The sequence below is a fragment of the Nonomuraea sp. NPDC050478 genome (assembly GCF_044458265.1).
In the GTDB taxonomy this organism is placed as follows: Bacteria; Actinomycetota; Actinomycetes; order Streptosporangiales; family Streptosporangiaceae; genus Nonomuraea; species Nonomuraea ferruginea.
This window is the reverse complement of record NZ_JBITHT010000001.1, coordinates 1,552,890-1,565,965: the sequence shown is the minus strand read 5'-3', so window position 1 is coordinate 1,565,965 and position 13,076 is coordinate 1,552,890. Positions and strand designations below refer to the sequence as shown.

Genomic DNA, 13,076 nt, shown 5'->3' with positions numbered 1-13,076 from the left:
TCAGTCCCACTCCAGACCCTTACGGCGCCATACGTACGCGTAGGCGACCAGGACGGTGACGATGAACAGCAGCATCTCCACGAGCGCGAACACGCCCAGGCCAGAGGCGATCACCTGGCCGGCGTCGTTGGTGAGCGGCGCGAACGAGACGGCCCACGGGTAGAGAAAGATGATCTCGATGTCGAAGACGATGAAGAGCATCGCCGTGACCATGTATTTCAGCGGGAACCGTCCGCCACCGACTGGCTGGGGCGTCGGCTCGATACCGCATTCGTACGCGTCGAGCTTGGCGCGGTTCCAGCGCTTGGGACCGGTGAAGGGAGCGATGGCGACCGAGAAGATCGCGAAGCCCCCCGCGAGAACGGCGAGCACCAGGATGGGCACGTAAAGGTCCATCGCTACGCCTCCTCTTGCGCCGCCACGCGCTCGGGCGCGCGGCGAGATCTAAGTGTTTGCCGGGTGAGTGTGGGAATCATGCTCGTGGCGCGACTTTCGAGAGTGCGTTGATGATCTTGTCTGACGCATCGCCTCGCCGGTCGGTGAGATTACCAAGGAGTTTGAGCGCGAAGCGCATCAGTCTGGGGTGGGGAAGCCCATGCCTGGTGCCGAAGCTCATCACACCCGGCCTCCCGATCGCTTCGACGAACACCCTGCCCAGGGTGAAGTAGCCGCCGTAGGCGTCCTTGAGCAGGCGCGGATAGTCGCGCAGCAGGCGTTCGCGCTGCGCGGGGGTGGTGCGGGGGGCGAGCGCGCGGGCGATGACCTCGGCGGCGATCTCGCCGGTCTCCATCGCGTAGGCGATGCCCTCGCCGTTGAACGGGTTGATCGACCCGCCGGAGTCGCCGACCAGGACGAGACCGCGGGTGTAGTGGGGCTGCCGGTTGAAGGCCATCGGGAGGGCGGCGCCGCGGATCGGGGCCGTCATGTTCTCCTCGGTGAAGCCCCACTCGGCGGGCATGGCCTTGCACCACCGCTTGAGCAGGTCGCGGTAGTCGATGTTGCCGAAGTGGGAGCTGGTGTTGAGCAGCCCGAGCCCCACGTTGGCGGTGCCGTCGCCGACGCCGAACACCCAGCCGTAGCCGGGCAGCAGCGTCTCCTCGTCCCACAGCTCCAGCCAGGTCTCGAGGTAGTCGTCGTCGTGGCGGGGACTCGTGAAGTAGGTGCGCACCGCCACGCCCATCGGACGGTCCTCGCGCTTGTGCAGGCCCATGCCGAGGGCCAGGCGGGTGCTGTTGCCGTCGGCGGCCACCACCACGCGGGCGCGGTAGGTCGCGCCGTCCTTGGTGGTCACGCCGGTGACGTGGCCGCTGCGGTCGTCAAGCACCGGGCCGGTGACGGTGACGCCCTGCATCAGGCGCGCGCCGGCCGCCTCCGCGTGGGCGGCGAGTATCTGGTCGAAGTCCTGGCGGGTGCGGACGAGGCCGAAGTCGGGGAAGCGCTCCAGCTGGGGCCAGTCGAGCTCGAACCGCAGGCCGCCGCCGACCACGCGCAGGCCCTTGTTCCTGACCCAGCCGGGGGCGTCGACGTCGACGCCCATGTTGAGCAGCTGCTTGACGGCGCGCGGGGTCAGGCCGTCGCCGCAGACCTTCTCCCTGGGGAACCGGGTCTTCTCCAGCACGAGCACGTCGAGGCCGGCCCGCGCGAGGTAGAAGGCGGTCGCGGAACCGGCGGGACCGGCGCCGACGACGATGACGTCGGCGTCAGCCTTGCGGGCTGCTGGCACGGTCACGGGCCTGGTCCTGTCCTACAACGGGGTGTTATCCGGGCGTGGTCCTTTGTGAACCTCTTCACAAACTTTCCGGCCCGTCAGTCTAACCCTTTTCCAGGACAAAGTGGCAGCCGGGGGGCCTTCATGACCCAGTAGATCATGTCCGTCGTCACGCTTCCGGGACGGACGGCTTGAAGCCCCGGTGAATGGCCACGATGCCGCAGGTCAGGTTGCGCCAGGCGACGCGCCCCCAGCCGGCTTCCTGAATCGTACGCGCCAGCCTCCGCTGGTCGGGCCAGTCTCTGATCGACTCCGCCAGATACTCGTAGGAGTCGTCGTTGGAGCCGAACACCTGGGCCACCTTGGGCAGCATCCTCATCAGATACTCGCGGTAGACCAGATCCAGCACCGGCACGGTGACGTGGGAGAACTCCATGACCACCAGCCGCCCTCCCGGCCTGGTCACCCTGAGCATCTCGCGCAGCGCCTGGCCGGTGTCGTGCACGTTGCGCAGCGCGACCGAGATCGTCACCGCGTCGAACGAGTCGTCGGCGAACGGCAGCCGCATCGCGTCGCCGGCGACGAACGGGATCCCCTCGCCGGTCAGCGCGTTGCCGCCGCGGCGCCGTACGCCCACCCGGAGCATGCCGAGCGAGAAGTCGGAGGCGATCGCCCGCGCGCCCAGCCCGGTGAAGGACTCGGTGGACATGCCCGTGCCGGCTCCGAGGTCGAGCACGACCTCGCCGGGACCGGCGTCGACGGCCTGGGCCACCGCCTTGCGCCACAGCCTGACCTGCCCGAGGGAGATCACGTCGTTGACCAGGTCGTAGCGCCGGGCGGTGCGGTCAAACATCGCCGCGACCTCCCCCGGCTTCTTGTCCAGTTGAGCGCGCGTCATGGAGTCAAGCCTATGGCCAACCCGACAATTGACGGAAAGTAGCCACGAGATTACTTACCGTCTGCTAAGAATTGCTGAATGCTTGCCCGAGTCGCCCTGGCGGCGATCATCGCAGCGGCCCCCACCGCGCATTCCGGCGTGGTCTCGGCCGACCCTGTCGACAGCACCCCTCACGTGCTCGACGGCATCGTCCACTCCATCACCGTCGTCGGCGGCACCGTCGTCGTCGGCGGCTCCTTCAGCGAGGTGGCCGACGCGTCCAGGACCGTGAGGTACGCACGCGACAACCTGTTCGCCTACGACCTGCGGACCGGCCGCGTGCTGACCGACTTCTCCCCCGACGTGGGAGGAACGGTCCACAGCCTGGCCCCCGGCCCGGACGGCACGGTCTACGTGGGCGGCGACTTCTCGGTCGTCGGCGCCACCCCGGCCCGCGCCCTGGCCCGGCTCGACCTGGCCACCGGCCGGCCGGTGAAGTCCTTCAAGCCGCGCGTGTCCGGCGGCGCCGTCACCACGCTCGCGCTGCGCGGCTCCCACCTCTACGCGGGCGGCGACTTCACCCGCCCGCGTGCCGCCCTGGCCCGGCTGGACGCCGCCACCGGCGCGGTCGACGCGGACTTCGGCGTCGTCCCCGGCGAGCCGCTCACCAGGAAGGTCAGGGTGCACGCCCTGGCTCTGACCAAGGACCGGCTGGTGGTCGACGGCAACTTCACCACCCTCGACGGGCACTCGCGCCCGCAGCTCGGCGTCGTGGACGTGAGCCGCCCCGTGGCCAGGGTCGCCCCGTGGCGCACCGGCGTCTACGCCGGCACGTGCATGGAGGCGTTCCCCTGGTACGTGCGCGGCCTGGACGTCTCACCGGACGGCCGCTACTTCGTGGTCGTGACCACCGGCGGCCCGCGCCGCGGCATGTGCGACACCGCCGCCCGGTTCGAGACGTACGCGAGCGGCAAGGACCTCGAACCCACCTGGACCAACAGCACCGGCGGCGACTCGCTCTACTCGGTGTCGGTCACCGGCGCGGCCGTGTACGTGGGCGGTCACCAGCGCTGGCTGAACAATCCGCAGGGCCGCGACTCCGCAGGTCCGGGGGCGGTGCCGCGCGAGGGCATCGGGGCCATTCATCCGCGCACCGGAAAGGCGCTGAGTTGGAATCCGGGCCGGGAGCGCGGGATCGGCGTGAAGGCGTTTTACGCGCATCCCACAGGACTACTTGTCGGTAGCGACACGACGAGACTCGGTGGGGAGTACCATGCCCGGATTGGCATGTTCCCTCTGCCCTAGTCGTCCTGCGGCTTGGGGCGGTCCAGCTTGTTGCTGAGGCGGGCGCTCACCGCGTCACGCTGCTTGGACAGCAGGACGAAGCTGGCGAATCCGCTGACCAGGAACGCGCCCCCGATCAGGAGCAGGGGGTGCTGCAGCCCAGTCAGCCACAACACGCCGAAGGCAATGACGAACAGGCCGATCCGCGAGGCGGTGTAAACGAGAACGGGATGCACGGTGTCGAGATTACTCGGCCCCTCGCACCGCTCGCTCTTCGCATCGGGCGCGAGCGCTGCTACTGTTCCCAGTTAGGGTGTTTCGTAAAGAAACACCCACGAGAGCCCCAAAGAGGCTCTATCATATAACAATCGGGCAGTCAGCTGATAACAACCCGTGATCTTTGTAGAAAACCACGGATAAATCAGGCTTCGCTCGACACACTAGTTACCTGTCCGCCCGCTGGCAGGAAGCGGGATGCGAGGGGGAGAGATTGGTGGAGAGTAGCAGCGAGCGTCTGCTGACCCCTGGAGAGGTTGCCGCCCTCTTCCGGGTAGACCCAAAGACGGTTACGCGCTGGGCTGCGGCAGGCCGCATCAGCAGTATCCGCACCCCCGGAGGGCACCGGCGTTTCCGCGAGTCGGAAGTGCACGCCCTTCTCCGAGGCGAGGACGTTCTTACGGCCGACAGGCCGGCAGGTGAGTCCCCGCGCGTCTGACGTGCCGTCTGGTCGGTGATCCTGCGAGCCAGGATCACCGAGACGGGACCTCGGTCCGCGTGCTCACTGGTCCAACCCGCGGCGAGCACGGTGAAAGGCGCCAACCGCCGATCGTGGCTGGCGCCTGCCAGGCCGCCGAGCCGCCCCCGCCCCGGCGAGACTTCCTGCCCACTCTCCCCACTCCGGCGGACTCAGGTCTCGTCCTGGTCCGCCTTGAACGCCAGGAACTCCCGCTCCAGCGCGTCGTTCTCCTCCACCCAGCGACGCCGGCGCTCGGCGGCCTCCTCCTCGGTCACCGACTCGGGCAGCCATTGGCCGTAGTCGGGGTCGTCCGGCCCGATCTCCACGAAGCCGTTGCCGATCAGACGCCCGTCCTCGCTGGCCAGGCTCCGCGGCACCCTCAGGGTGCCGTCAGCGAGCCGGATGACGTACATGGCCTACCACCTAGATTCCGTAACGCCTGTTGAAGAACAGCATGACGTCGAGCGCCAGCCGCGTGTTGCCGCCGAGCATGTCCACCAGGGCCGGACGCTGGCGCGCGGCGATCGCGGCGAAGGCGTCGGCGAAGAACTCCTTGCGGCCCAGCCCGCCGCCCTGCCGGTGGAACGCGGACACCAGCAGCGGCTCCACCCGCTCGAACAGCGCCGCGAAGTCCGGCGAGTCGGAGACCCACTCGCCGAACGCCGAGTCGATGTCGTCGATGGCGTGCCCCACCTCGTGCATCATCACGTCGGGCGTCGGCGACGGCCGGTCACCCACCACGATCTTGCGCTCGCCGTACGCGCCCGCGCAGATGTCCCAGGTGGCACGGCCCGACGGCAGCGGCGCGCCGCGCAGGTAGCCCATGTCGTCCAGGTCGGGGACGCCGCCGGGGCCGACGTAGATGCCTTCGAGGCCGGCGGCCAGCTTCTCCTTGAGCCGGTCGGGCAGCCTCGCCAGACTCTCCACGGCCCGGACCACCTCGGGGGGCGGCGGGCCCAGCCTGGCGTCCCACTGGCGGTGCAGGATCCGCTCCAGCTTGCCGCAGTGGCGCAGCCCGTCGCCCATCGGCGGCGCGTCGGGACGGTTGGGCTGCGCCCGGGGTAAGGCGTCCAGGAGCTCGAAGTCGTGCCAGGTGTAGCGCGGCTCCTCGACGACCGCGGCGGACAGCCGCTCGCGTCCCTCCCAGCGGCGCGGCCGGTCCTTGTCACGGTCCTTCTCCGGACGGCGCGAGCGCTCGGGACGCTGGTCCTTCCCCGCGTGCCGGGACCGTTCCGGCTCCGCGGTGTCGCCCATGCCCGGCGGCCTGGCGTCGACCTCGCGGGTACGGTTGCCGCGGCGGGCGGACCAGAACGAGCGCTCCGCCTCGGGTGGCGCCTCGGTGCGCCGGGAGAAGAGGTAGGACCCGCGCCGCCACCATCGGCCCCGCCGATGGCGTCCCTTGTCACTGGAAATGGCCATCGCACCTCTCGCCAGCCCGGGGGAACCGGGTTCCACGGTACGACGCAGATCTTCCTTAGTCATCCTGAATGGGACATCAGGTGGCACGATCGGTCTCAAGATGGCTTACAGTTCGGGCATGGCAGGTGTTCTAATCGGCCTGGCTCTTCTGGCCTTCTGGCTGTTCTCGTTGTTCGATGTCATCACGACCCCCGAGGAAGAGGTCCAGCAGTCCCCCAAAGCCGTGTGGTTGATCATCGTCGCCGCGGTCCCCATCGTCGGCGGCGTTTTCTGGATGATGCGCGGCCGTCCCAAGGCCGTCGTCGCGGCACGTCCGGTCGCCGGTGAGGCCGGGGTCATGCCCAAGGGCCCCGACGACGACCCCGACTTCCTGAAGGAGCTCGAGCGCCGCCTCCGCGGCGAGTCCGAGGCCTGACGGGCTCCCCCACACCCCCCGCCGACCCCCTCCGACCATAAAAGTGACACCCGGCGCCGCCACCGGGTGTCTTTCCGCTGCCCGCGGTACGCGTCAGCCGACGTCGGCGTAGCTGTGGAGCCCGGAGATGAAGATGTTCACGCCGAACAGGTTGAACAGCAGGCAGGCGAAGGCGACGAGCTGGACGATGGTCGCCTTGTTCCCGCGCCAGCCCGCCGTGACGCGGGCGTGGAGGTAGGCCGCGTAGCCGATCCAGGTGATGAACGACCAGACCTCCTTGGGGTCCCAGCCCCAGTAGCGGCCCCACGCCTTGTCAGCCCAGAGCGCGCCCGCGATGACGGCGAACGTCCACAGCGGGAACGCCACCACGATGGCCTTGTGCGCGACCTTCTCCAGGTCGTCCTTGGACGGCAGCCGCGACAGCCCGTCACCGCGGATCAGGTAGAGGACACCCGAGGCCCCGGCCAGCACGAACATGCCGCTGGCCAGGATCGCGGCCGAGACGTGGATGGCGATCCAGTAGGAGTTGAGCGCCGGCACCACCGGCCCCGCCACCGTGTAGAACTTGAGCACGGCCAGCCCGAGCCCGAGCGCGGCCGAGACCATGACGAACGCGCCGAGGAAGCGGATGTTCTGCCGCAGGTGGGCGACCAGGAACGCGGTCACGGCGGCGAAGCAGATGGCCACCACGAACTCGTACATGTTGCCCCACGGCCACCGGTCGACGGCCAGGCCGCGGGTGGCGATGGCGGTCAGGTTGGCGGCCCAGCCGAGCCAGGCGATCACCAGCGCGACCGTGCCGGCCTTGCGCGCCCAGGCCGGCGGCTCGGGCCCCTCGGCCACGGCTCCGCCTGACGCCTCCGCGACCTCTCCCGGGTCCCGCGTGTCGGCCTCGGCGCCCACGCCCACCGGAACGCGGGCGGCGCCCCGTACCCGGCGGGTCTCGGCGCGCGCCCGGCCGAACGCGAGCTCGACGGCGAACCCGATCATGGCTGCCAGGTAGAGCAGGACGGCGGCGACCACGAACAGGTCGCTCAGCTCTGCCAGTGTCTCAGCGGACATCCTTGTCTCCTGCTAGTTCCTTGACGATCTCGTCGAACTCCTCGGCGAACCCCGCCGCGGAGCCCTCGGTGCGGGTGAGCCCACCCACGTCGGCCTTGCCGTCCTTGACCCGCACCCACACCCGGCGGCGGCGGATCATGAGCGAGAACACGATGGCGATGGTGGCCGTGGCGGCCGCCAGCAGGGCCGGGAGGCGGCCGGGGTCGTAGGCGATCTGGAGCGTGATCCACTCCTTGACGCCGGTGAACTCCAGCTTGCCCGCCCCGCCGGGCAGCTCCAGCGACTTGCCCACGGCCAGCGGGTCGCCCGCGGCCTCGCCCATCACCAGCGGGTGGAGCTTCTTCATGATCTCGGGCGGCGCGAGCTCGTACACGGACTGCGGCACACCCGAGCGCAGCCCCAGGTCGCCGCTGAACGCGCCGAGAACCTGCACCTCCGGGACGACCGCGCCGGGGAAGGAGGAGGCGTGACCGCCGTCCGTGAGCGGCGTGCTGGTCGGCAGGAAGCGCAGCAGGAACCCGAGCTGCGACGGCTGGGCGTCGGGCGCCTTGACCACGCATCCGGAGGTGAGCGTCGGCTTGTCCTCGATGAGGCACGGCACCGGCCCCTCGAAGGCGACCTGCCCCTCGCCGTCGGTGACCCGGAACTCGGGGGCGTAGCCGTGGCCGATGAGGTAGGTCTGGGTGCCGTTGACGTCGAGCGGCTCGTTGACCTTCAGCTCGTAGTCGCGGACGGGCGCGCCCGGCGCGTCGTTGACCTTGAGATGGGCGGAGTAGTCGAGCTCCTGGCCCGAGTTGTCGCCGCCCACCTGGTAGGTCGCCTGGAAGTCGCTCAGCTCGAACGCGAACGGCTCCAGCGACTCGGCGTTGACCCGCGGCCCCGGCATGTAGCGGTCGTAGGCGGCGACGGTGTTGGCGAACCCGTCGCCCTCGACCACGAGCACGTTGCCACGGTAGCCGAACACGGAGCCGATGCCGACGGCCGCCAGCAGGCCGAGCAGCGCGACGTGGAAGAGCAGGTTGCCGGTCTCGCGCAGGTAGCCCTTCTCGGCGGCCACCCAGCCGTCTCCGGTGACCACCCGGAAGCGCAGCTTGCGCAGCCGCCCGGCGAACTCCTCGACGGTCAGGTCGCTCTCGAAGGCGGCGTGGTGCGGCAGCCGGGACAGGTTGCGCGGCGCGGCGGGCGGCTTGCGGCGCAGCTCGCGCAGGTAGGTGCCGGTGCGCGGGACGATGCAGCCGATCAGCGAGGTGAACAGCAGCAGGTAGATGGCGGCGAACCAGACGGAGCTGAAGACGTCGAAGAGCTGGAACCGGTCGTACCAGACGGCCAGGCCCGGGCTCTCGTCGTAGAGGCGCGCCACCTGGTCGGGCTCGACGCCGCGCTGCGGGATCAGCGAGCCGGGGATGCTGGCCAGCGCGAACAGGAACAGCAGGAGCAGCGCCGTCTTCATCGAGGTGAGCGTGCGCCAGGCCCAGCGGAGCCAGCCCGCCGGGCCCAGCCCCGCCCGCTTCGGCTCCTGCTTCCGCTCCACGTCGGAGACCGTCATCAGATCACCGGCCTGAATCCGCCGATGAGCCCTTGCATGGTCGCGATCATCTCTCCCCACAGGCCGGTGACCAGGGCCACCCCGACGGCCACCATCATGCCGCCGCCGATCCTGGTGATCAGCCGGGAGTGGCGGCGGATGGCGCGGAAGGTGCGCAGCGCCTTGCTGTAGGCCAGGGCGGCGACGACGAACGGCAGCCCGAGCCCCAGCGCGTAGGCGACGGCCAGCAGCGCGCCGCGCGAGGCGCTGCCCTCGTTCAGCCCGAGCGTGAGCACCACGGCCAGGGTGGGCCCGATGCACGGCGTCCAGCCGAGCCCGAACACCACGCCGAGCAGCGGCGCCCCGGCGAGCCCGGCGGCGGGCAGCCGGTGGATGCGCACGTCGCGCATCAACTGCGGGAAGACGCCCATGAAGGCCAGCCCGAGCAGGATCGTCAGCACACCGAGCACCCGCGTGATCAGGTCGGCGTTGACCAGCATGGCCTGGCCGAGCTGCCCGAACAGGGCGCCGCTGAGCACGAACACGGCCGCGAACCCGGCCACGAACAGCGTGGTGCCGAGCACCAGCCGCCCCCGCTTGGGATCGTCGCTCATGCCCGTCACGTACGAGAGATAGCCCGGGACCAGCGGCAGCACGCACGGCGACAGGAACGACACCAGCCCCGCCAGCACCGCGATCGGCACGGCCAGCAGCAGGGAGCCGGAGGCGACGACGTCACTCATCGCGCACCTTGAGCACCGCGTTCTTCAGGTCGGTGTAGCGGACCGCGCCGAGCGCCCTGGCCGCGATCCGGCCCTGCTTGTCGATGATGAGCGTGGACGGGATGGCGGCGGGCGGCACCGTGCCCTGGAAGGCCAGGGCGACCTTGCCCGGCTGGTCGTAGATGCTCGGGTAGCCGGTGCCCTCGGTGCGTTCGAAGGCCAGCGCGTCGGCCTTGCGGTCCTTGAAGTCGACGCCGATGAACTCCACGCCGCCGGCCTTGGTCTCGGCCGCGACCTCCTTGAGCACCGGGGCCTCGGCCCGGCAGGGCGCGCACCAGGACGCCCAGAAGTTGATCACGACGACCTTGCCCTTGTGCGCGGCCAGCGAGGCCGTGCCGCCGTCGAGGGTCGGGCCCTCGACCGCCGGCGCGGGCTTGCGGTCGGCGGCCTCGAACACCTGCATCTTCCCGTCGCCCGCGACGAATCGCGTGTCGCCCGCCTGCGGTTGCCCGCTCTGACTGCCGGCGCATCCCGTCACCAGAACGGCGAGGAGGACCAGGGAGATTGACTTGGCGCGCACGGGAGGAAGATCTCCTTGTACTACAAGCGGTAGAGCTTGCAACTCTACCGGCGCGGTCAGGCGCCCGGCACGCTGGGGCCCCTGTCGATCGACCCGGCAGGCTCGCTGTAGCCGACGCTGACGAGCCGGTCGCCCTCGAACGTGAACGAGGTCAGGCTGGCCAGGGCGCACTGCCTGCGTCTCGGGTCGTGCCAGAGCCTGCGCCGGCCCTCCGCCGCCATCCGGACGGCCCAGATGGGCAGCTGGTGGCTGACCATGACGACCTCGTGGCCGCGCCCCGCCTCCCTGGCGTCGTCGATGGCCGTGCGCATGCGCGCGACGATCACCGGATAGGGCTCGCCCCAGGAAGGACGCATCGGGTTCCAGAAGTAGCGGTAGTTGCGCGGGCTGCGCAGGATCTGCAGCCCCTGCCCGACGGCCCGGCCTTCGAGCAGGTTGCCGGCCTCCAGCAGCCGCTCCTCGATGATCACCTCAAGCCCGTGGGCGGCCGCGACGGGGGCCGCGGTCTCGCGGGCGCGCTCCAGCGGCGAGCTGTAGACGGCCACGATGTCGCGCCCGGACACCGCCTTGGCGACGGTCTTGGCCATCAGCTCGCCCGTCTCGGACAGGTGGTAGCCCGGCAGCCTGCCGTAGAGAATGCCGCCGGGATTGTGCACCTCACCGTGGCGCAGCAGGTGGACGACGGTGGTTTCAGCCATGGTGGCCTCAGCTTATCCGCTCGGCGGTCCCTGATCGCCAGGGGTGATCGCCACCGGAGTAAAGTCGGAGCCTCCCGGAAGGAGCCGCCGATTGGATCCTCTGGCTCTGGTTCTCGTCCTGGTCGCGGCCGTCGCGCACGCGTCGTGGAACCTCCTGAGCAAGAAGGCCGCGCACGTCGACGGCCTGGTGTTCGTCTGGCTCGTGGCGGCGGCGGGCGCGGTGGTGTGGAGCCCGCTGTTCGCCGGGTTCCTGCTGGTGGCGCGGCCCCGGGTGGGGTGGGCGGACCTGGCGGTGATCGGGGTCAGCACCGCGATCCACATGACGTACTTCCTGCTGCTGCAGCGGGGGTACGGCAGCGGCGACCTGTCGATCGTCTACCCGGTGGCGCGCGGCACGGGGCCGATGCTGGCGAGCCTGGTGGCGGTGCTGTTCCTGGGCGAGCGGCCGACGCCGGTGGGGATCGCCGGGATCCTCCTGGTGGGCGCCGGGGTGTTCCTGATGAGCGGGCGCGCCGGCGGGGCGGACCTGAAAGGGCTGGCGTTCGGGCTGGCCACCGGGGTGTTCATCGCCGCCTACACGGTGTGGGACTCGCGGGTGGTGAGCACCTTCGCGGTGGCGCCGATCCTGCTCAACTACCTGGGCGAGGTGGGGCGCATGATCGTGCTGGCCCCTTTCGTGCTGCGCGGGCGGCGGCGGGCGCTGATGGCGGCGGCCTGGCGGGCGCACCGGGGCACGATCGTGACGGCGGCGGTGCTCATCTTCGTGTCCTACCTGCTGGTGCTGGTGGCGTTCACCAGGGCGCCGGTGAGCCTGGTCGCGCCGGCGCGCGAGATGAGCGTGCTGATCGCGGTCGTGCTGGGCGGGCGGCTGCTCGCCGAGGACGGGCTGCGCCACCGCCTGCTGGCCGCGGGCGTGATCGTCGGCGGCGTGGTGGCCATCGCGCTCAGCTGATCCAGCCGTCCTGCGCGGTTTCGCCCGCCCGTACGAGAGCGTCGACCGTCGCCCTGATGGCGGGGCGGCGGGCGGCGTCGCTGCGCCAGAGCGCGTAGATCCGGCGGGTCTGGCGCGGCAGCAGGGGGACCAGCCGGACGCCCGCCGGCACCGGGTCGCGGCCCAGGCGCGGCACGATCGCGCAGCCGAGCCCGGCCGCGACCAGCGCGAGCTGGGTGGGGTACTCGTCGGCCATGGAGGCGATCTCCGGCTCCAGCTCGGCGCTGCGCAGCGTGAACACCAGCCAGTCGTGGCAGATGGTGCCGGGCGAGGAACTGATCCACCGCTCGCCGCAGAGCGCGGACAGCTGGATCTCCCGTTCGCCGGCCAGCGGGTGGTTCGCGGGGAGCGCCACGTCGGCGATGTCCTCGAGCAGCGTCTTCCTGGACAGGCCGTCGGGGATGGGCATCGGCCGGTTGAGCCAGTCCTGCACGACCACCAGGTCGAGCTCTCCCCTGGCGACCTCGCGGACCACCCGTTCAGGCTCGCGCTCGTACAGCTGCACCGACAGGTCGGGGTGGCGCTGCCGGAGCTCGGCGAGGGTGAGCGGCATCAGGCCGCGGGCGGCGGTCGGGAACGCGCCCACGTTGAGCCTGCCGACGACCTGGCCGCGCAGCGCCTCGAAGTCGGCCTCGGCGGTCTCGACCAGGGCGAGGATGCGCTCCGCGTGCTCGGCGAGCAGCCCGGCGGCGTCCGTCAGCCGCACCCCGCGCCCGTTGCGCTCGACCAGCCGCGCGCCGGTCTCCCGCTCCAGCTTGGCTATCTGCTGCGACACGGCCGAGGGGGTGACCATCAGCGCGTCGGCGGCGGCTCCGACGGAGCCGTAGACGTGCACGGCGTGGAGGGCCTTGAGCCGGTTGAGGTCCAACATGTAAGCGAGTCTAAAGCGTTAAGCGTAGAAAGTCTCGCTTGTCCTTCACTCTGTAGCGTTGGAAAATAGTTGCATGCGAATCCTTAAGCCGAAGCAGAAGTCGTTCCAGTCCACCTCGTACCTGAAGACCCTCGCCGAGCAGGCCCGCGAGCAGCGCGCCGCCCGGGTCCGCAAGGCCGCCTAGATCC

General features: G+C 70.4%; 16 protein-coding genes. 4 read left to right on the top strand and 12 right to left on the bottom strand.

From position 1 onward, the window contains the following. From ACIBF7_RS07570 to ACIBF7_RS07560, 3 genes are all read right to left on the bottom strand, one after another. Complete coding sequence (locus ACIBF7_RS07570) at positions 1 to 396, bottom strand: NADH-quinone oxidoreductase subunit A (RefSeq protein WP_148036370.1); 396 nt, start codon at positions 394 to 396, stop codon at positions 1 to 3. Between the two features lie 76 nt (positions 397 to 472). Then, entirely contained in the window at positions 473 to 1,729 is a 1,257-nt protein-coding gene (locus tag ACIBF7_RS07565) for a geranylgeranyl reductase family protein (RefSeq protein ID WP_148036369.1), read from the bottom strand. A 148-nt stretch (positions 1,730 to 1,877) separates the two neighbouring features. Continuing rightward, positions 1,878 to 2,606: a demethylmenaquinone methyltransferase gene (locus tag ACIBF7_RS07560; RefSeq protein WP_219544848.1), complete on the bottom strand. Its 729-nt coding sequence runs from the start codon at positions 2,604 to 2,606 to the stop codon at positions 1,878 to 1,880. Between the two features lie 78 nt (positions 2,607 to 2,684). On the opposite strand from ACIBF7_RS07560, the gene ACIBF7_RS07555 reads away from it, so the two are divergent. Further along, entirely contained in the window at positions 2,685 to 3,890 is a 1,206-nt protein-coding gene (locus ACIBF7_RS07555) for a hypothetical protein (protein ID WP_271274791.1), read from the top strand. Here the strand turns inward: ACIBF7_RS07555 and ACIBF7_RS07550 are convergent. After that, positions 3,887 to 4,105: a DUF4229 domain-containing protein gene (locus tag ACIBF7_RS07550; protein WP_148036367.1), complete on the bottom strand. Its 219-nt coding sequence runs from the start codon at positions 4,103 to 4,105 to the stop codon at positions 3,887 to 3,889. The two genes, ACIBF7_RS07555 and ACIBF7_RS07550, sit on opposite strands and share 4 nt — an antisense overlap. 257 nt (positions 4,106 to 4,362) lie before the next feature. Between ACIBF7_RS07550 and ACIBF7_RS07545 the strand changes: the two genes are divergently transcribed. Beyond that, entirely contained in the window at positions 4,363 to 4,584 is a 222-nt protein-coding gene (locus tag ACIBF7_RS07545) for a BldC family transcriptional regulator (RefSeq protein WP_026214226.1), read from the top strand. Positions 4,585 to 4,775: 191 nt separating this feature from the next. Here ACIBF7_RS07545 and ACIBF7_RS07540 read toward each other — a convergent pair whose 3' ends face one another. Together ACIBF7_RS07540 and ACIBF7_RS07535 are read right to left on the bottom strand one after the other, a co-directional pair. Further along, the gene (locus ACIBF7_RS07540) at positions 4,776 to 5,018 is read right to left on the bottom strand and encodes a hypothetical protein (protein ID WP_148036366.1); all 243 of its coding nucleotides are present in this window, start codon (positions 5,016 to 5,018) and stop codon (positions 4,776 to 4,778) included. Positions 5,019 to 5,028: 10 nt separating this feature from the next. Then, positions 5,029 to 6,024, bottom strand: coding sequence for a hypothetical protein (locus ACIBF7_RS07535; RefSeq protein ID WP_148036365.1), 996 nt, complete (start codon positions 6,022 to 6,024; stop codon positions 5,029 to 5,031). Positions 6,025 to 6,142: 118 nt separating this feature from the next. On the opposite strand from ACIBF7_RS07535, the gene ACIBF7_RS07530 reads away from it, so the two are divergent. After that, entirely contained in the window at positions 6,143 to 6,439 is a 297-nt protein-coding gene (locus ACIBF7_RS07530; protein WP_148036364.1) for a PLD nuclease N-terminal domain-containing protein, read from the top strand. Between the two features lie 93 nt (positions 6,440 to 6,532). Here ACIBF7_RS07530 and ccsA read toward each other — a convergent pair whose 3' ends face one another. Genes ccsA through ACIBF7_RS07505 form a run of 5 tightly spaced genes read right to left on the bottom strand, consistent with a single transcriptional unit; the run spans position 6,533 to position 11,026 of the window. Next, a complete protein-coding gene (ccsA, locus tag ACIBF7_RS07525; protein ID WP_271274789.1) occupies positions 6,533 to 7,501 on the bottom strand; it encodes a cytochrome c biogenesis protein CcsA in 969 nt (322 codons plus the stop codon). Continuing rightward, complete coding sequence (locus tag ACIBF7_RS07520) at positions 7,491 to 9,047, bottom strand: cytochrome c biogenesis protein ResB (protein ID WP_271274788.1); 1,557 nt, start codon at positions 9,045 to 9,047, stop codon at positions 7,491 to 7,493. Before ACIBF7_RS07520 ends, ccsA begins: the two co-directional genes overlap by 11 nt. Further along, positions 9,047 to 9,769, bottom strand: a complete 723-nt coding sequence (locus ACIBF7_RS07515; RefSeq protein WP_271274787.1) for a cytochrome c biogenesis CcdA family protein — start codon at positions 9,767 to 9,769, stop codon at positions 9,047 to 9,049. Before ACIBF7_RS07515 ends, ACIBF7_RS07520 begins: the two co-directional genes overlap by 1 nt. Beyond that, the gene (locus ACIBF7_RS07510) at positions 9,762 to 10,328 is read right to left on the bottom strand and encodes a TlpA disulfide reductase family protein (RefSeq protein WP_219544845.1); all 567 of its coding nucleotides are present in this window, start codon (positions 10,326 to 10,328) and stop codon (positions 9,762 to 9,764) included. Before ACIBF7_RS07510 ends, ACIBF7_RS07515 begins: the two co-directional genes overlap by 8 nt. Before the next feature lie 56 nt (positions 10,329 to 10,384). Next, on the bottom strand, positions 10,385 to 11,026 hold the full coding sequence (locus ACIBF7_RS07505; RefSeq protein ID WP_219544844.1) for a histidine phosphatase family protein: 642 nt from the start codon (positions 11,024 to 11,026) through the stop codon (positions 10,385 to 10,387). 91 nt (positions 11,027 to 11,117) lie between these two features. Between ACIBF7_RS07505 and ACIBF7_RS07500 the strand changes: the two genes are divergently transcribed. Further along, entirely contained in the window at positions 11,118 to 11,978 is an 861-nt protein-coding gene (locus ACIBF7_RS07500) for a DMT family transporter (RefSeq protein ID WP_148036358.1), read from the top strand. Here the strand turns inward: ACIBF7_RS07500 and ACIBF7_RS07495 are convergent. Then, positions 11,971 to 12,888, bottom strand: coding sequence for a LysR family transcriptional regulator (locus tag ACIBF7_RS07495; RefSeq protein WP_148036357.1), 918 nt, complete (start codon positions 12,886 to 12,888; stop codon positions 11,971 to 11,973). The two genes, ACIBF7_RS07500 and ACIBF7_RS07495, sit on opposite strands and share 8 nt — an antisense overlap. Between the last annotated feature and the right edge of the window lie 188 nt (positions 12,889 to 13,076).